Annotated in this window: 10 protein-coding genes and 2 riboswitches; of the genes, 5 read left to right on the top strand and 5 right to left on the bottom strand. The window is 61.1% G+C overall.

Translation table 11 applies throughout. From position 1 onward, the window contains the following. Positions 1-186 precede the first annotated feature (186 nt). Positions 187-7,146 (top strand): NEL-type E3 ubiquitin ligase domain-containing protein, encoded by a 6,960-nt coding sequence (locus ACYZTK_RS02860; RefSeq protein ID WP_462013042.1) that lies wholly within the window; start codon positions 187-189, stop codon positions 7,144-7,146. A gap of 55 nt (positions 7,147-7,201) precedes the next feature. Here ACYZTK_RS02860 and metH read toward each other — a convergent pair whose 3' ends face one another. Further along, entirely contained in the window at positions 7,202-10,912 is a 3,711-nt protein-coding gene (metH, locus tag ACYZTK_RS02855; RefSeq protein ID WP_462013041.1) for a methionine synthase, read from the bottom strand. A gap of 155 nt (positions 10,913-11,067) precedes the next feature. Between metH and ACYZTK_RS02850 the strand changes: the two genes are divergently transcribed. The 3 genes from ACYZTK_RS02850 (at position 11,068) to nfuA (ending at position 15,234) form a co-directional block, all read left to right on the top strand. Beyond that, positions 11,068-13,377, top strand: a complete 2,310-nt coding sequence (locus tag ACYZTK_RS02850) for a fatty acid cis/trans isomerase (protein ID WP_462013040.1) — start codon at positions 11,068-11,070, stop codon at positions 13,375-13,377. Positions 13,378-13,557: 180 nt separating this feature from the next. Then, the gene (locus ACYZTK_RS02845) at positions 13,558-14,592 is read left to right on the top strand and encodes an acyltransferase family protein (RefSeq protein ID WP_462013039.1); all 1,035 of its coding nucleotides are present in this window, start codon (positions 13,558-13,560) and stop codon (positions 14,590-14,592) included. A 57-nt stretch (positions 14,593-14,649) separates the two neighbouring features. Then, positions 14,650-15,234 carry a Fe-S biogenesis protein NfuA gene (gene nfuA, locus ACYZTK_RS02840; protein WP_028621370.1) on the top strand — a complete coding sequence of 195 codons (585 nt, stop codon included), beginning with the start codon at positions 14,650-14,652 and terminating at the stop codon, positions 15,232-15,234. A gap of 146 nt (positions 15,235-15,380) precedes the next feature. On the opposite strand, the gene cobM is transcribed toward nfuA, so the two are convergent. From cobM to ACYZTK_RS02820, 4 genes are all read right to left on the bottom strand, one after another. After that, the gene (gene cobM, locus ACYZTK_RS02835) at positions 15,381-16,127 is read right to left on the bottom strand and encodes a precorrin-4 C(11)-methyltransferase (RefSeq protein WP_462013038.1); all 747 of its coding nucleotides are present in this window, start codon (positions 16,125-16,127) and stop codon (positions 15,381-15,383) included. An 81-nt stretch (positions 16,128-16,208) separates the two neighbouring features. Next, positions 16,209-16,622, bottom strand: a complete 414-nt coding sequence (locus ACYZTK_RS02830; protein ID WP_462013037.1) for a cobalamin biosynthesis protein — start codon at positions 16,620-16,622, stop codon at positions 16,209-16,211. Then, the gene (locus ACYZTK_RS02825) at positions 16,619-17,320 is read right to left on the bottom strand and encodes a CbtA family protein (RefSeq protein WP_462013036.1); all 702 of its coding nucleotides are present in this window, start codon (positions 17,318-17,320) and stop codon (positions 16,619-16,621) included. The genes ACYZTK_RS02830 and ACYZTK_RS02825 overlap by 4 nt, the downstream gene beginning before the upstream one ends. An 11-nt stretch (positions 17,321-17,331) precedes the next feature. Continuing rightward, on the bottom strand, positions 17,332-17,523 hold the full coding sequence (locus ACYZTK_RS02820) for a CbtB domain-containing protein (protein WP_462013035.1): 192 nt from the start codon (positions 17,521-17,523) through the stop codon (positions 17,332-17,334). Positions 17,524-17,644: 121 nt separating this feature from the next. After that, positions 17,645-17,872: riboswitch (cobalamin riboswitch) on the bottom strand. Positions 17,873-18,061: 189 nt separating this feature from the next. Further along, a riboswitch (cobalamin riboswitch) is annotated at positions 18,062-18,279 on the top strand. A gap of 98 nt (positions 18,280-18,377) precedes the next feature. Between ACYZTK_RS02820 and cobW the strand changes: the two genes are divergently transcribed. Continuing rightward, on the top strand, positions 18,378-19,439 hold the full coding sequence (cobW, locus tag ACYZTK_RS02815; RefSeq protein WP_462013034.1) for a cobalamin biosynthesis protein CobW: 1,062 nt from the start codon (positions 18,378-18,380) through the stop codon (positions 19,437-19,439). The last annotated feature ends 1 nt before the right edge of the window (position 19,440 follow it).

The raw sequence follows: 19,440 nt of genomic DNA, 5'->3' as shown, positions 1-19,440 counted from the left end.
TACTCTGGAGTCGACTCAGGTCGACTCCAGAGCTCACTGGATCAGTTGTCGTAACCGAGGTTAGGCGCCAGCCAGCGTTCGGTGATGCTCAATTCCTAGCTACTGTCCTCCATAACTATGTACCGCCATGCCCGCGAATGGCCGTGATTACCTGACCCTTCAACCACAGTGATCAGGATGCACGTCATGCCCGAGCTTTCCCTGCCCACGGATCATGGATTTCATGTTCCGTTCATCAAGAAACGCCTGCCCGACTGGACTCACCACCTCGCACCTGCACATATCGTCAACCTCTCACGGGCCAGGGATCCGGCCGAGGCATTCGCCAGGAACTATCCGCAGCAATACGCCGCGGCGTCGCCCGCACTGCGCCTGGCGCTGTATGACAGTCAGGTACGCAGCAACAGCTCCACCCAGGCGTTGGCCAAAACCCTCAAGGACTTCAAGGGCATCACTGAATTTGCCAAGCCGTTGCTGGCTGAGGCCATGAACAAGACCTTTGGCCAATCCCCCGATCCGACCAAAACCATGCTGTATCACCTGCGAGCGCCCAACCGGGCCGATGAGCAGACTCTGCTGCAGGCCGCGTTGCGCAATTTCGAGGTCGATGAGTCTTTTGATGAAGTCGCCCTGCAGGAGACCAGTGCGCTGGCCCCCGCCGGAGCATTGCAGAACGAGCTTTACGATCGGCGCGAGCGCTACCCGTTCTGGAGTACGCGCTACAAGATCAGCGACAAAATGTCGATCAAGCCTGGGGCGTTCGCCACACTGTGCCGGCAACTGGACCTGGGCCAGCAGTACCAGGTTCACCTGAGCACCGTGTTCGATGCGCCGGGCACCCGCGCTACCGTGCGCGAGCAGACGATCACGGCCAACAAGGACCTGATGCGCCTGCAAGTGCACATCGCGCGAATGAAGTCGGCCGTCAGTGAATCGGCCTACGCGACTTTGCTGGCAATACTCGACGCCAAGCCGAACACGATGATCGACGGTCGGGCAGTGGCGTTTAGCCAATTGACGGCACTGGGCTCGGAGTTGAGCGATGTATTGATCATCGGTCCGGTGTCCCGCAAGCCCACTTCGACCCTGGAGGATGTCGGCGAGGTATTCCTGGCGAAACCCATCTGGAGTGTGGCAGTCGACCTCCATGCGCGAATCATCGTCTACGTTCCGGGTGACCCGAAGCACCCGGTCAAGGAGTTCTCTTCGCTGGCCGCATTTGCCAAAGACTTTGCCGTCCGATTGCGCGCGAGAAGCTTTCAGCGCTTTATCGCCGGATTGCTGCCCCAGGACGAATCGCCAAGGTTTTTTCGCAGGCTCAAAGCCCAGCTCAAAACCCACCGGTGGAATCCGAATCCGGTCTGGCCGGGCCCGCCCTACAATCCCGAAGCCTACCGCAACGGCATGTATGAAGAAATCTGGAACGACGACGTCAACCTGGCCCTGAGCGAGACCTTCATCGACGCTGAAGTGTTCGGTGCACGGTATGCAGCGCACCTGGCCAGGATCAAATCCAATGCCAGGCTCCTGGCCGTTCCTACGGCTGCAGTTGACCACCAGGCCTGGATCGAACGCCTCGAACACCTGGCCGAGTGGGGATTGAACATACTCAACGTCGGTGCGTTCTTCGTTCCGGGACTCGGCGAGGTGATGCTGCTGGTAACTGCGGTGCAACTGGGCCGTGAGGTATACCAGGGCGTGGAAGCCTGGAAGGAGGGCGATACCGAAGAGGCCTGGGGACATCTCAAGTCGGTCATGCAGAACGTGGCCTTCATGGCGGTGTTGGGCGCAGTGGCCAGCAAGGCACCACCGATCACGGCCTCGCGCTTCGTTGACGGCATGCGTAAAGTTACCACGCCGTTCGGCGAGCCGCGCCTGTGGAACCCGGACCTGTTGTCGTATAAAAGCAGCGTTGCACTCGATGGCATGACGCCAAACGCACTGGGCCAATATGAGGTGGGGGGCAACACCTACATCAAAATTGAGGGCAATGCCTACGAGAAAACCTACGACCCGGCGCTCAAGCAGTGGCGCATCAAGCACCCCTCCAACCCCGAGGCCTACCAGCCGGTCTTGCGGCACAACCAGCTGGGCGCGTGGCGCCACCTCGATGAACGACCGCTGGAGTGGGACCACCTGACGTTGTTGCGTCGTATCGGCTCGCAGATGGACGCTTTCTCCGATGCGCAGTTGCAGCAAATTTCGGAGGTCAGCGGGGTCAGTGATGATGCCTTGCGCCGGATGCATATCGATCATCAGCCTCCACCGCCGCGCCTGGCGGAGACGCTTGCGGCTTTCACCGCCGATCAGCGGGTGGACGAGTTCATCTTCGGACTGCGTCGTGGCACCCGCCTGAACGACGCCGCCGAATTTGCCGTACCGTTGGCCTTGGAACTGCCAAATTGGCCCGTTGAGGAAGTACTGGAGGTCTTCGAGGACGCTGAACATTGGGACGCCTCCCAGCGCTACGGTGCGGCGTCGGGGCAGCCCACTGCCAGATCGACAATAAAGATCAGTCGAGCTGAAGTCCGCGCCGGCAAGCTGCCGGATATCGTTCTGGCTGCGCTCGACGAACAGCAAACAACTCAACTGCTGGGTTCGCACAGCGCAGGCCCAGGCGCGGACGCGGTGCAGATATTCAGGGAACGTCTCGCCGATCGGGCACTGATTCGCAGACAGTCACTGTTCGAACGTCTGCACACCCCGGAACCGACAACAGATCCCGATATCCAGCGCCTGCAGCGCAGTTTCCCGACGCTGTCTACCGAGGCTGCCCAGGATGTGCTCAATGGCTCCCGCGACAGCGATTTATCCCGGTTGCGCAGTAGCGGCAAAATGTCCCTGCGCCAGGCCAAGGCGATTCGTCGGCATATTCAGCAAGCCGGCCTTAACCGCGCGCTCTGCGGCTTGCGCCTGAACAGCATGGCCTCGGCGGCCAGTGACCGTTTGGCGCTGCACAGCCTGCAGCTCATGCCCGGCTGGACCGCGCGGATGCGCGTGGAAGTGCGCGCCGGCTCCATTCTGGGCCCGCTGCTGGACAGCGTCGGCAGCGCAACCGCCAGGCCCAGCTTCTATCTGATAAAAAGTCTGGACACTTACCGGGCGTTCGATGCGCAGGGCATGGCGCTCAGCAGCATTCCCGCCCAAGGGCGCAATCTGTTCGAGTCGCTGGTGGAGGTTTTGCCCCAGGCTGCCCGGGATAACCTGCAAGGCCATGAGGGCCAGGCGTTGCGTGAGGACTTGGCATCCTCTGCCAGCACCCACCGCGAGGAAATGGCGCGGGCGCTCAATCAACGGCCCATCGACGGCCCGAGGCCGTCCCTGCGCCTGCCTTCAGGCCAGCTCGGTTATCTGGCCAGCGGTCGCGGGGTCGGTTTCTCCGACTTGCCCGATCCCGGATTGATTACCAGGGTACGACTGCTCTACCCGAACATTTCCGATGAACAAGCCAGTCAGTTCATCCGCAGCCGCCTGAGCGCCGGGGACAGCCATCAGCAGGTATTCAACCTGCTGAACAATCGCCAGCGCGAATTCGAAGGGTTATCCCGTCAGTTGAACAGCTGGATCGGCACCGGCGTCGGGCAAGCCGCGCGCAGGTTGCAGGTGGAAAAAGTGATGCGGTGCTGGCGCAACGGCCTCTATCGAGGCCAGGACCCTGGCTTTGAACTGGATTTACGCGGGGCGGATGCCTTTCCCGAGTGGGACGCCGACTTCGGCCATGTGAAAACTCTGCGGCTCAACAGCGGCCAGCTCACCGACGACGCTGGCCCGGCGTTGCTGGACAGGTTCTCGCAGCTCAGGAAACTCGACATTGTCGTGCACGGGCAGGACACGGTCGCCCTGGCCGCGAAACTGCCAGAATGGACCACGCTTACCGAGCTGAGCCTTGCAGGCCTGGGGCAGACGTATGCGCCACAGTTCCAGCGCGCACTGGAGGGTATGACACAGCTGGAGGATCTGACATTGTGGGGGGATGCGGATTCGATGGACTTCGGCAAACTGACCAGCCTGCGATCCCTGAACCTGTTCGGCCATCCCGACCGTTGGCCGACCGGGGTCCTGGATCTGCCGGGGCTCGAAGCCCTTAACTTGCAGACCCTGGCGATCCCGGACCTGCCCGACGAACTCTATACGGGTCACGAAGCGCTCTGGCGTGGCCTGAGGTTGAACTGGGGAGCCCTGGAGCCGCAGGCGTTGCGCAAGGCTTGCAACTACGTGCGCGACAACCCGGCGCATCTGGCGGATGAAGCGCAGATGGTCGCGCTCTACTGTCGTGCGCGACTTGCCTCGTTGATGCCCCAGGATTACTCCTTCGCATCCGACGCGTTGGCGCGGTTCAATGCCGACGGGGTAACGGGCACGGCATTGCTCGACCAGGTCGACGCCCTGCACCAGCAGCACAATGCATTGAACCTGGCGCTGGATACGTGGCAGAGCACTCCAGTGAGGGTCGAAGGGGAGCAGGTCCAGACTTTTCATCGCGAGGTGATTGGCGACAGGGTTCGTGAATGTGCACGCAACAGTTTGCGCGCTCACTATGCGCCAGATGAACCCGTGGCAGGACCGTCAAGGGCGCCTGCCAGGTCCAGCAGCGAAGTGCTCGACATGACGGGGCTGGGGGCCATCGGTGATCTGCCTGTACTGGGCGATACGGTGTTTGCGCATATCCGCCGCTTGAGTTTGGCCGGCAGCAGGCTGACGACTGCCCAGGTGAACGATTTTCTGCGAGCGTTTCCGCGACTGCGCACCCTGGAACTCAGCGCCAACCGATTGACTGAGCTGCCCCAGGCCTTCGACGCGCTGACCGAATTGACCGCACTCGACCTTTCGTTCAACGAGTTGACAATCACGGCGTCGGCGCAGGCCAGGATCAATCGCCTGAGCGCTTTGCAGACGCTGAACTTGGGGTATAACCGGGTAGGTACACTGGACGTCAGTTCGCTGACGAACCTGGAGAGCCTGTACCTGGGGCATACACGCGTAACACGCTGGCCCAACGGTGCGCTTGCGTTACCCCGACTGCGCCACCTGGCCCTCAATCACAGCGCTATCACCGACATCCCGGTAGAGGCATTGGCCGGTCATGATCGACTGCTGGGTGCGACCTTGCTGCAAGGTTGCCGATTGAGCCCGCATGGCCTGGCGGCAGTGCGCGCCTTCGCTGAGCGCACGCCGTCCCAAACACCGATGGGCATCACCCGTGTGCACCTGGCGGCCGGTCGAACAGGCGGGGATCCCGAGTTTTTCCCGGTCGAGGTATCGGAGCAGCCCAATCTTCTGTTGCCGCAGAACCTCGCGCCAGTTGACGGTAATTTGCCGCCGACTTCCGCCGCCCGGCTGCAGCGTCTTGATCCGCAATTGGGCGAGGCGCAAGCCATCGAGCGCATCAATGCATGGCTGGCCGGTGGCCTGGATGCGACGCAGATTGAAGCGCGACTGGTGCAATGGGAGCAGCAACAGACCCAGCTGATCAGTCGTTTGAATGAATGGATCGATGCCCCGGCTTCACGCCTGCGTCGCGCATGGGTGAACGCTGTGGACCGGCGCCGGGCAGCCGACCAATTGCTGGAAAGCTGGCAGCTCACGCTGAGGGATATTCCCGGGGTCGAGGGAACTCTCGATTTTAACGGGCTGATCCTCGGTGATCTGCCCACAATGCCGTTCATCTTCAATCATGTGGTGGAACTGGACCTCAGTGGTGTCGGGCTATCGGCGAATTCCGAAGGATTCTTGCGTTCTTTTCCGCGCTTACGCTACCTGACGCTCAATCTGAACGGCCTGGGCAGCTTGCCCGAGGCTGTGACCCAATGCCAGGAATTGACCCGCCTGAACGCCAGTTTTATCGATATTCGCGCCAGCGAACCCTTACACCGCCAGTTGCGCGCCTTGCCGCGCCTGCAATGGCTGGACCTGGGCGAGAACCACTTGAGCGAATTTGACCTCACCGGCCTCGACCAAGTGCAAGTCCTGGATCTGCGTGGCAATGACCTGCGCGATTGGCCAGCGGGGGTACTGCAGTCACCCGCATTGACTACTCTGGACCTGACGAGCAACCAGATATCGACCATTCCCCAGTCAGCACTGCAGCCTGAGCACGCCAATCTGATGATCGGCACCAACCTGTTCGATAACCTGCTGGAGTCGGCTGAGTTCGTGCGCTTGCAGGACTACTTGCGGCAAACCGGGCAGGGGTTGGGCTTCACTCACCTGGATATTGATCATTTTTTGGCCGGATTCAACTCCGAGGAGTCGGAGCCTGGTGAGGGTGTCGCGCATCCTGATCGCGAATCGGACGACGCCCAGAAAGAACGCTGGTTCAGAGGTATTGCGGCGGATTCGGAAAAGCACGCGATGTGGAAGGCAATGAAAGAGCAGGACACGACCCACGACTTTTCATACATTCTGTCGCAGCTTCGCCATACCCAGGATTTTCACGCGGATCGCCTCGGCCTGACCCAGCGAGTGTGGCGCGTGATTGAGTCGGCCTATGCCGACGAGGCGCTGAGCGAACGGTTGATGGGCCTGGCGCGGGCACTGCGCCACCAGGCGACCTGTGGCGATGGTCGAATCCTGTTGTTCAACGAGCTGGAAGTCGAGGTGTTCGAGTTCGAAGCCTTGAAGTCCATTGCCCCTGAACATAAAGGTCGCGAGCTGCTCAAGCTGTCCAGGCGGTTGTTTCGCCTGTCGCAGGTGGAAGAGGTCGCCAGCGAAAGAATCAGTGCTCATCCGACTGCCGATCCGGCGGAAATTCGCCTGGCCTACCGCGTCGGTCTGGCACAACGCCTGGATCTTCCCGATCAACCCAAAGGCATGCTTTACGCCAACTTGTCGGGAGTGGCGGCGGCGGATCTCGATCAAGCCTACACCCGGATCATTGCCCAGGAGCAGACAACGGTGTTCAACGACCAATTGGTTTCGCGCAAATACTGGAGAGACTATCTGGAAGAAAAGTACCCGGATGAATTCACCCGGGTGCAACAGCAATTCCAGGATAAATGCACGGCCCTTGAAGACAAGTACGCCGAGTTCAACGAGGCGTACTTTCAGGAACTCAAGGCGCTGGAATCGGACAACGGGGTTGACCGCAAGAACCTGCTGAGCGAACTCACGTCCCGTGAACTGGCCGAGCAGGCGACGATGACCTGACTCTCGATGGGCAACACTCTGGAGTCGACAGCGCCCGACTCCAGAGCTCACCCGTTCAGTTGTCGTAACCGAGGTTCGGCGCCAGCCAGCGCTCGGTAACGCTCAGTTCCTGACCCTTGCGTGACGTGTAGCTCTGTACCTGATCCTTGTCGATCTTGCCCACGGCAAAATACTGCGCCTGCGGATGGGCGAAGTACCAGCCGCTGACCGCTGCCGCCGGGAACATCGCGTAGTGCTCGGTGAGGAACACGCCGCTGCGGCCGGCCTGCATTTCGCTGGCCTCAGGGTCGAGCAGGGCGAACAGGGTACTTTTCTCGGTGTGATCCGGGCAGGCCGGGTAGCCGGGGGCAGGGCGGATGCCGCTGTATTGTTCCTTGATCAACGCCTCGTTATCGAGCGTCTCGTCCTTGGCGTAACCCCAGTGTTCCTTTCGCACCTGCTGGTGCAACCACTCGGCGCAAGCCTCGGCCAGGCGGTCGGCCAGGGCCTTGACCATGATTGAGTTGTAGTCGTCGCCGGCGTCCTGATAGGCCTTGGCCACTTCTTCGGCGCCGATGCCGGCGGTGGTGATGAAACCACCCACGTAGTCGGTGATTTCGCTGTCCTTCGGCGCGACGAAGTCGGCGAGGGAGAAGTTCGGTTTGCCGTCGGTCTTGATGATCTGCTGACGCAGGTGATGCAGCTTGGCCAAGGGCTTGCCGTCATCGCCATAGACTTCGATGTCGTCATCGCGCACCTGGTTGGCCGGCCAGAAGCCGAACACCGCGCGGGCGCTGATGAGTTTTTCGTTGATCAGCTTGTCGAGCATTTCCCGGGCGTCGGCGTACAGCGAAGTGGCCGCTTCACCGACCACTTCGTCGGTGAGGATGCGCGGGAATTTGCCGGCCAGGTCCCAGGAAATAAAGAACGGCGTCCAGTCGATGTACTCGGCCAGTACCTTGAGGTCGATGTTGTCCAGCACCCGGGAACCGGTGAATGTCGGTTTCACCGGCGCATAGGAGCTCCAGTCGAACTGCGGTTTCTTGGCGATGGCCGCCGGGTAGCTCAAGCGTTCCGTGCGGGCGCTGCGGTTGGCGGTGCGCTCGCGAACCTCGACGTATTCCAGGCGGGTCCTCTCGACGAAGGCCGGCTTCAGCTCCTTGGACAGCAATTGCGTGGCCACGCCCACGGCGCGGGAGGCGTCCGTGACGTAGATCACTGCGTCGTTGCTGTACTTGGGTTCGATCTTCACCGCCGTGTGCGCCTTGGAGGTGGTCGCGCCACCGATCATCAGCGGCAAATGGAAGTTCTGCCGCTGCATTTCGCGGGCGACATGCACCATTTCGTCCAGCGACGGAGTGATCAGGCCGGACAGGCCGATGATGTCGCACTTCTGCTCCTTGGCCACCTGCAGGATCTTCTCGGCCGGCACCATCACGCCCAGGTCGACGATGTCATAGCCGTTGCAACCCAATACCACGCCGACGATGTTCTTGCCGATGTCGTGCACGTCGCCCTTGACCGTGGCCATGAGGATCTTGCCCTTGGCCTCCGGCTTGTCGCCTTTTTCCAGTTCGATGAACGGGATCAGGTGAGCGACGGCCTGCTTCATCACCCGAGCGGATTTCACCACCTGGGGCAGGAACATTTTCCCGGCGCCAAACAGATCACCGACGATGTTCATGCCGGACATCAGCGGTCCTTCGATCACTTCGATCGGGCGGGCAAATGACTGGCGCGATTCTTCGGTGTCTTCAACGATGTGCGTGGTGATGCCCTTGACCAGCGCATGCTCCAGGCGCTTGTTGACCTCCCAGCCACGCCACTCTTCGGTCTCGGCTTCCTTGACGCTGCCGTCGCCCTTGTACTTGTCGGCGATGGCGAGGAGGGCGTCGGTGCCTTCCGGGGTGCGGTTGAGGACTACGTCCTCGACAGCGTCGCGCAGTTCGGCGGGGATCTGGTCGTAGATCTCCAGCTGGCCGGCGTTGACGATGCCCATGCTCAGGCCGTTGCGGATTGCATACAGCAGGAACACCGAGTGGATGGCCTCGCGCACCGGGTTGTTGCCGCGGAAGGAGAACGATACGTTGGACACGCCGCCCGAGGTCAGCGCGTACGGCAGCTCGTCACGGATATAGGCGCAGGCGTTGATGAAGTCGACGGCGTAGTTGTTGTGCTCTTCGATGCCGGTGGCCACGGCGAAGATATTCGGGTCGAAGATGATGTCTTCCGGCGGAAAGCCGACTTCGTTGACCAGAATGTCGTAGGAGCGCTTGCAGATCTCTTTCTTGCGCGCTTCGGTGTCGGCCTGGCCGGCTTCGTCGAAGGCCATCACCACCACGGCGGCGCCGTAGCGCTTGCACAGCTTGGCGTGGTGAATAAACTGCTCGACGCCTTCCTTCATGCTGATCGAGTTGACGATGCCCTTGCCCTGGATGCACTTGAGGCCGGCTTCGATCACTTCCCATTTCGAGGAGTCGATCATGATCGGTACGCGGGAGATGTCCGGCTCGCCGGCAATCAGATTGAGGAAGGTCACCATGGCCTTCTTCGAATCGAGCATCCCTTCGTCCATGTTGATGTCAATCACCTGGGCGCCGGCTTCGACTTGCTGCAGGGCGACTTCCAGGGCTTCGGTGTAGTTGTCTTCACGGATCAGCCGGGCGAATTTCGCCGAGCCGGTGATGTTGGTGCGCTCGCCGACGTTGACGAACAACGAGCTGCGATCGATGGTGAACGGTTCCAGGCCCGACAGGCGGCAGGCTTTTGGGATCTCCGGAATCTGCCGCGGCGCGTATCCGGCCACGGCTTTGGCGATGGCCTCGATATGCCCCGGGGTAGTGCCGCAGCAGCCGCCGACGATATTGAGGAAACCGCTTTGGGCGAATTCTTCGATGATCTTGGCGGTTTCCGACGGCAGTTCGTCGTACTCGCCGAATTCGTTCGGCAGGCCGGCGTTCGGGTGCGCCGAGACATGGGTGCCGGCCTTGTTCGACAGCTCTTCCAGGTACGGGCGCAACTCGCTGGCACCCAGGGCGCAGTTCAGGCCGACGGAAATCGGCTTGGCGTGGGCCACCGAGTTCCAGAATGCTTCGGTGGTCTGGCCCGACAGGGTGCGGCCGGAGGCGTCGGTGATGGTCCCGGAAATCATGATCGGCAGTTCGATGCCGAGTTCCTCGAACACTCCTTGCACGGCAAAGATCGCCGCCTTGGCGTTCAAGGTATCGAAGATGGTTTCGATCAGGATCAGGTCGGCGCCGCCTTCGATCAGACCTTTGGTGGCTTCGGTATAGTTCTCCACCAGCTCATCGAAAGTGACGTTGCGGTAGCCGGGGTTGTTCACGTCTGGCGACAGCGAGCAGGTGCGACTGGTCGGCCCGATCACGCCGGCGACAAACCGTGGTTTGTCCGGGGTTTCCAGGGTCTTGGCGTCAGCCACCTTGCGCGCCAGGCGTGCACCTTCTACGTTTAATTCGTACGCCAGGCCCTGCATGCCGTAATCGGCCAGGGACACCTGGGTGGCGTTGAAGGTGTTGGTCTCCAGGATGTCGGCGCCGGCGTCCAGGTAGGCCTTTTCGATCGAGCCGATCACGTCCGGGCGAGTCAGCACCAGCAGGTCGTTGTTGCCCTTGACGTCGCTTGGCCAGTCGGCGAAGCGTTTGCCGCGGTAATCCTGTTCCTCGAGCTTATAGCTCTGGATCATCGTGCCCATGCCGCCATCGAGAATCAGAATGCGCTCTTTGAGGGCGTGCTTGAGAGCTTGAAGGCGAACACTGCGATCGGACATGTGGACTACTCGGAAAGACCATTACGAAGGGTCGGGATCATAGCAAACCTGCGCGCTTTTAGAGCATGTACCGGTTTTGCATGAATATCGCTCATGTTGGTGCCTGAGCCAGACCGGTAGAATCGCGGCGTTTTCTCATGATCGGAACCCGGGATATGTCGTATCGCGTCGTCACCAGCATGCTTGTGCTGTGTTTAAGCTGGGGCGCCGTAGCGCAACAACCGGCCGCTTCCCCGGCTATCTCCCCGGCTATTTCCTACACCAGGGACATCCAGCCGATCTTCACCGAAAAGTGCGTGGCCTGCCACGCCTGCAACGACGCCGCCTGTCAGCTCAACCTCGGCAGCGGCGAGGGTGCGGCTCGGGGCGCGACCAAAACCCCGGTGTATGACGGCGAACGCACCAGCGCTGCGGTACCGACCCGATTGTTTTACGATGCGTTCGGCAAACAGGCTTGGGCGCAAAAAGGTTTTTATCCGGTGCTCGACGGCCAGGCCAGCCAGGCTTCCCTGATGGCGCGGATGCTGGAGCTGGGGCACAACACGCCGTTGCAACCCAACGCCAAGCTGCCTCAGGACATCGTGCTCGGCCTGAACCGCGCAAACATGTGTGCGATGCCGGGGGAATTCGACGGTTACGCCAGCACTCACCCGAAACAGGGCATGCCCCTGGCGGTCACGGGCCTGACCAACCAGCAATATCAGACGCTGCAACGCTGGCTCGCCTCCGGTGCGCCAATCGATGAGCAGGCCCTGGTGCCCTCGGCGCAGGAAGCGTTGCAGATTGTGCAGTGGGAAAATCTGCTCAATGCCCCCGGCGCCCGGGAAAGTCTGGTGGGACGCTGGTTGTTCGAACACTGGTTTCTCGCCCACATCTACTTCAAGGACGGTGAGGCGGGGCATTACTTCCAGTGGGTGCGCTCGCGAACGCCGACCGGCCAGCCGATCGACCTGATCCAGACCCGCCGCCCCAACGACGACCCTGGCACCCAAGTGTTCTACCGCCTATGGCCAGTTCAGGGGGTGATCGTACAGAAGACTCACATTACCTATCCGTTGAGCGCAGCGAAGATGGCGCGGGTCAAGAGTCTGTTCTACAACGGCACCTGGCAGGTCCACGCCTTGCCGGGCTACGGGCCGGAGCGCCGGGCCAATCCGTTCAGCACCTTCGAGGCCATCCCGGCCCAGGCGCGCTACCAGTTCATGCTCGATAACGCCGAGTATTTCGTGCGCACGTTCATTCGCGGTCCGGTGTGTCGGGGGCAGATCGCTACCGACGTGATCCGCGACAACTTCTGGGCGCTGTTCCAGGCCCCCGAGCATGACCTCTATATCATCGACCCGAACTATCGCGGCCAGGCCACGCCGTTGCTGGCGATGCCCGGGCAGAACGACGACGTCGGCAGCGTACTGAGCCTGTGGCATGACTACCGTGACAAGCGCAATGAGTACGAGGCGTTGCGCCGTGGCAGCTACGCCGACGCGCCGGCACCAAGCTGGTCCACTTTATGGGCGGGAAACGACAACGCGCTGCTGAGCATTTTCCGCCATTTCGACAGCGCCTCGGTCAACAAGGGTTTGATTGGCGAAGTGCCGCAAACTCTGTGGCTGTTTGACTATCCACTGCTGGAGCGCACCTATTACCAGCTGGCGGTCAACTTCGACGTGTACGGCAACGTCTCGCACCAGGCCCAGACCCGCCTGTATTTCGACCTGATCCGCAACGGCGCCGAGCAGAACTTCCTGCGCCTGATGCCCGCCGACTCGCGGGATGATTACCTCGATGACTGGTACCAGAACAGCGGAAAAATCAAAATGTGGCTCGATTACGAAAGCATCGATGACGACAAGGAAACCGCGCTCAAACTCGATGCCAAAGACCCCAAGCGCGACTTTGCCCTGCAGTTGCTGGCCCGCTATGGCGATCTGAATGCCAGTCCCGATCCGATCAACCGGTGTGACGGTGCCTATTGTTCGCGCCCCAATATCGACCCCGACCTGCAAAGCGCTGAACAGGCCCTGAGCCGCCTGACTTCGCGCCCGGCAGCCGGGCTGAGAGTGATCGGCCAGTTGCCGGAAGCGACCGTGCTGCGGGTGCAAAGCGCCAGTGGTCATCGCGAGATCTATAGCCTGCTGCGCAATCGCGCTCACAGCAACGTCGCGTTTCTGCTCGGTGAATCCTTGCGGTATCAACCCGGGCTGGACACGCTGACCATTTTCCCCGGTGTGCTGAGCAGCTATCCAAACTTCATGTTCAACATTCCCGCCGATCAGGTGCCGGCCTTCGTCGACGCCATGGAAAACGCCAAGGATGCCAATCGCTTCGAGAAAATCGTCGAGCGCTGGGGCATCCGCCGCAGCCATCCGCAGTTCTGGGAGTACTTCCACGACCTGAGCCGCTATGTGCACGAGACCCAGCCGCAGGAGGAGGGCGTGCTGGATATGAACCGGTACGAGAATCTTTGATCGACCTTTGATGCAGGCTTGTGGTCCGATCTTTCAGGCACCACCAAATTCCCCTGTAGGAGTGAGCCTGCTCGCGATGGTGTGTCAGACGACACTTGCGCTGCTGACACACCATCGCGAGCAGGCTCACTCCTACAGGGTATCTTCGGTGGGTTGCGGATTGTGATCGGAGGCCCATCAATGTTGATTTCAGTACAGGCATTGCGCGCACTCGCGGCCTGGACGGTGGTCTGCCACCATTTCATGCAGATATTTTTCGACTTCCAGGCCCGTGGTCCGATCGGGCAGATGTTCATCGACAAGGGCGCGGTGGGCGTGGACATCTTTTTCGTGATCAGCGGCCTGGTGATCTTCCTCTCCACCGAAGGGAAATCCCTGCCACCCGCTCGATTTCTCCTGTATCGGCTGTTCCGCATTGTCCCGGCGTACTGGTTCTACACGGTGCTGATGGCGCTGCTGGTGGTATTCGCGCAACCGCTGCTGCCGGACCAGAGCGTCGACTGGTCGCACTTGCTCCTGTCTTTACTGTTCATCCCTACAGAAAATCCCGGCGGCTACGGCATCTATCCGACGCTCAACGTTGGCTGGACCCTCAACTACGAAATGCTCTTCTACGTGCTGTTTGCCTGGGCGCTGTTGTTTCGTCTGCAAGTGCGGCTGCTGGTGGTTGCGGCACTGTTGTTTGCGGTGTGCCAGGCCTGGACGGGTTATGGCTGGATCAGCCAGTTCTATCGTTCAGACATTGTCTATGAGTTCCTGCTGGGCATCGCCATCGGCATGCTCTACCGCCGCGGCTGGATCCGCCCAGGCCTGTGGCTGCCGCTGGTGGGCATCATCGGCGCCTTGCTGGTGATCTATCACTCGGCACCGCAGCCGCGCTTTTTGGTCTGGGGCCTGCCTAGCGCAGTGCTGGTCATGGCCTGCATGGCACTGGAGCGTTTTTTCCAGAACAATCGCACGCTCAAGCTGTTGGGCGACTGTTCCTACTCTGTTTACCTGATGCACGTGCTGGTGCTGTCAGCCGGCGGTTTTATCGCGCAGCGCTACGGCGTAAACCCGTACCTGATGTTTGTCCTGTGTGCGCTGGCCATAGGCGTGGGCTCCTGGGCGAGTTACCAATGGGTGGAAAAGTCCAGTTATCGCTGGCTTAAACAGCGCGTTGATGGCGAAACCGCGCCTGAATCGGCGCCGGCTCTTTCCCGACCGAAATACTAGGACTTTGTCCCGCGCGTTGATTGGCGTAAACTGCGCCCAAGCCTGCGAGGAGTTTCCATGACCGCTATTACCATCACTGACGCCGCCCACGACTATCTGGCTGATCTGCTCTCCAAGCAGAACACCCCGGGCATCGGCATCCGCGTGTTTATCACCCAGCCCGGCACCCAATACGCCGAAACCTGCATTGCCTACTGCAAGCCGGGCGAAGAAAAGCCCGAAGACACCGCGCTGGGGCTGAAAAGCTTCACCGCCTACATCGATTCGTTCAGCGAAGCGTTCCTGGACGACGCGGTAGTCGACTACGCGACCGACCGCATGGGCGGCCAGCTGACCATCAAGGCGCCAAACGCCAAAGTGCCGATGGTCAATGCCGACAGCCCGGTAAACGAGCGTATCAACTACTACCTGCAGACCGAGATCAATCCAGGTCTGGCCAGCCACGGCGGCCAGGTCAGCCTGATCGATGTGGTCGACGACGGCATCGCCGTACTTAAGTTCGGCGGCGGTTGCCAGGGCTGCGGCCAGGCTGACGTAACCTTGCGCGAAGGCATCGAGCGTACCTTGCTCGAGCGCATTCCGGAGCTCAAGGGCGTGCGCGATGTGACTGACCATACGCAGAAAGAAAACGCCTACTACTGAGTAAGGTGTTCGCTGCGGAACAAAAAAACGGCACCCGTGAGTGCCGTTCTTTTATGGGTGAAGCTTGAAAGATCGCAGCCTTCGGCAGCTCCTACATGAGACCGCATTCCCCTGTAGGAGCTGCCGAAGGCTGCGATCTTTTGATCTTAGGGCCTATATAGATGCGCATGCCCAGCCCGATACAACGACGACTCACTGAACTGATCACTGCCCAACACCCGACCCACCAGAATCAGCGCCGTACGCCGAAAGCCCTTCGCTTCAACCTTCCCGGCAATATCAGCCAATGTCCCCACCACCCAATCCTGATCCGGCCAGGTCGCCCGGTGAATCACCGCAATCGGGCAATCCGCGCCGTAATGCGGCACCAGTTCAAGCACAATTTTCGAAAGATGATTGACCCCCAGATGGATCGCCATGGTCGCTCCATGCTGCGCCAGGCTGGCCAGTTCTTCGCCCGCCGGCATGGCAGTCTTGTCGGCATAACGGGTCAGGATCACGCTCTGGGACACATCCGGCAGTGTCAGTTCAGCGCCCAGCAGCGCGGCGCAGGCCGCCGTGGCCGTGACCCCAGGGATGATCTCAAACGCAATGCCCAGCTCGCGCAGGTAACGAATCTGCTCGCCGATGGCGCCATACAGGCTCGGATCCCCGGAATGCACCCGTGCCACATCCTGGCCATTGGCATGTGCAATCTTGATCAACTCGATGATCTGTTCCAGGTGCAGCTCGGCGCTGTTGACCACCAGCTCGGCCTGATGACCGTCCAGCACAGCAGCGGGCACCAGGGAGCCGGCATAGATGATTACCGCGCAGCTGCGAATCAGACGCTGGCCTTTGACGGTGATCAGTTCCGGGTCGCCGGGGCCTGCGCCAATGAAATAGACGGTCATCGTCGTGTCCTGTCAGAAAAAGGGCTTGGGCAGGCTTCAGATGAAGATTGCTCATGATCGAAGAGGGGATTATCGGGGATTTTAAACTGCGCAGGCTAACGCGAGGGTGGCCTGCGCGTATTTTTGTCGTGAAATCAACAGTTTCGCCGGCGTCTGGGTCAGCTGTTCGGCCAACGCAAGCGCCGCGCTTTCGGCGATGCCATAACAACCGGTGCGTTCGAAAGCGATGTCCGAGTGATGACTGAGTTGGCCATGGTAACCGGCCAGCTGCTCACTGCTGAAAAACTGCAGCGCCAGCCCCAGCTGCTCGGCCAGCTCGATCAGGCCAGGCTCTTCGCGCTTCAGGTCGATGCTGGCCAGCGCCTTGACCTGGTGCAGTTCGATCTGGTGCGCCTGGAGTGCCTGATCAAGCAATGCGCGTAGGGTGCCGACAGGGCAGCCGCGTTGGCAGCCCAGGCCAACGACCAGCGTCGGCGCCCTGTCGGCTTCTGTCATGCGTGGTATTGATCGGCATTTTTGCGGCGGAACAACCAGGCGCTGATCAGGCCCAGGGCCAGCCAGAACGCCACGTTGGTCAACTGCGAAGCGATTTTGAACTGGCTTTCCAGCGCCTCGGGCGCGAGCATCGAATGCACTTCCGGTTGCGGCGCGCCAATCACGTGCGGCACGGCGAGAATCGCCACGCCAAGGATTTTCATCAGCCAGTGACGGCTGAATACGATCAGCGCGATGCCGACCGCAGTTGACGCGGCGGTACCGATCCACCACACCTGCCGTTGGGCCAGATCAGCCGCTGCGGTGCCTGGCAATTCAGGCGGCAGGCCAAGGGTTGGCGCCAGCACGAAGGTCGCGTACCCGGCCAGGCCCCAGAGCAGGCCTTGGGAAGTTCTGGTGGGCGCGCGCAGGGTATAGAGACCCGCGAGCATCAGGGCGAAGCCGACGGCGACGACCAGATTGCCGCCAGTGGTCGACAGCACGCGCTGCCAGCCGTCTTCAGGCTCCCAGGCTTCGGCATCGTGGCTGTGGGCAGCGGCCGTTGCGTGTTCGTGGACTTGCACCGCGGCCGGCTCGGATTGTTCGTAGGTTTCCGCCTGCAGAATCAGCGGCGAGACCCAGAAACTTTGCAGCAGGGTCAGCAGCAGGGCGGCCACCAGCCCAGTGAAACCTGCGGTTTGCGCGATACGCTTGATCATCTGGGCAGGTCTCAGTGGCACGGGAACGCGGAGCTGTGTCGGGTATCGTGCGCGGCATTGTGCACCGCTTCGATATGCGAGAAGCCGGCGAAATACACCAGGCCTGCGCCGAGGATCGACGCCAGTACGGCGGCGCTCAGGCGTTGAGTCAGGGTCGTGGTGCTGCTGGCGGTACGGCTAGCGGTAGTACTGATGGTCGACATGGCGCTTCCCTCTGGTCTGTCAGCGGGGTGAATAGAGCGCATGGAAAACCCCTGCGAATCGGGCACGCAGAAGCTCAAACAGCGCCCGCCCACCGCGGGTTTGTTAGTGGGCGAACCTTGAGTTCGCCAGGTGTTGCGGGCCGGTCTCCGGGCTCACGAGGGGTGCAGGCTTGCGCCGTTACCTGCAAGAGTCGCCTTCCCATGCCGAACTGCTGGCACAGTGGATCTGACACTTCGCTCGCTTACCGTTGCGGGGGCAGCACCGGACTGACATGGGCTTGAGTAAAGCACATGAATCACCGGTTTCCCGTTTCACCCTGTGAAGGGCACCCGTAACAAGTTGCGTAGGAGAGCATGGGCGGGGGTTTGGCGTCAATTGGCAAGGGTTCTCAATTGGCGAACTGCTTCTGTAGGAGCTGCCGAAGGCTGCGATCTTTTGATCTTGTTTTTTCAGAGCCAGATCAAGAGATCGCAGCCTTCGGCAGCTCCTACAGGGAGCGGCGCGACGCAGGAGCATTGACCCGCCCCAAGACCATGCGTAGCCTTGCGCTTTCGAGGTTCTTCGGCGTTGGCCGAAGCTAAGAAGGGAACGCGGTCAATGCCGCGGCTGCCCCCGCAACTGTGAACGGTGATGTTCGCTGCCACGCCACTGCAAACCCTGCGTCTATCGAGGGTGAGCGGGAAGGCGCAGTGAATGCCAGGCCCTGGGCCTCGCACGCCGTCAGCCAGGAGACCTGCCTCGACACAGATTCTCACTACAACCGGGCGGGGTGATCCGGTGGCGAACTCTCCCGCGCGCGCCTGTCGCAGCGATTGTCGTCCCGTATGCCCGCCACCTTGCCAAAGGGCATCCGATGAAAACACTGGCCAAACTCCCCGTCACCATCGTTACCGGCTTCCTCGGCTCGGGCAAGACCACCTTGCTGCGGCACATGCTCGACAACGCCCAGGGCCGCCGTATCGCGGTCATCGTCAACGAATTTGGCGAGCTGGGTATCGACGGCGAGATCCTCAAGCAGTGCTCCATCGGTTGCACTGAAGAAGAGGCCAACGGCCGCGTCTACGAACTGGCCAACGGTTGCCTGTGCTGCACCGTCCAGGAAGAATTCTTCCCGGTGATGCGCGAACTGGTGGCCCGTCGCGGCGACCTCGACCACATCCTGATCGAAACCTCCGGCCTGGCCCTGCCAAAGCCCCTGGTCCAAGCCTTCCAGTGGCCGGAAATCCGCAGCGCCTGCACGGTAGATGCGGTGATCACCGTGGTCGACAGCCCGGCGGTCGCGGCGGGCACTTTCGCCGCGTTCCCGGACCAGGTCGACGCCCAGCGCAAGCTTGATCCGAACCTGGATCACGAATCGCCACTGCACGAACTGTTCGCTGACCAATTGGCCAGCGCCGACCTGGTCATCCTCAACAAGTCCGACCTGATCAGCCCGGAAGACCTGGCCCGGGTGCGCCTGGAAGTCGCCGAGGAATTGCCACCGGCGGTCAAGGTCATCGAAGCCAGCAGTGGTCGCGTGCCACTGGACGTGTTGATCGGCCTCGGTGCCGGTTCCGAGGAGCACATTGACGGTCGCCACAGTCATCATGATCACCACCACGAAGGTGAAGACGATCACGATCATGATGCCTTCGATTCGATTTCCATCGAACTGCCGCAAGCCGACGAAAGCCTGCTGCTGGACGCATTGACCCAACTGGTCGTCAAGCACGGCATCCTGCGCGTCAAAGGCTTTGCGGCGATCCCGAACAAGCCGATGCGCCTGCTGATCCAGGGCGTGGGCACACGTTTCGACAAGCACTTCGACCGCCAGTGGGGCGCCGACGAAGCGCGCACCACGCGCCTGGTGCTGATCGGCCAGGAACTGGACGCCGTGCAACTTGAAGCGCAGCTGCGCGCCGCGCTCAGCGTGTAAG

Source organism: Pseudomonas sp. LB3P31 (genome assembly GCF_054897945.1).
The sequence above is the reverse complement of the archived record's forward strand: the minus strand, read 5'-3'. Positions and strand labels throughout refer to the sequence as shown.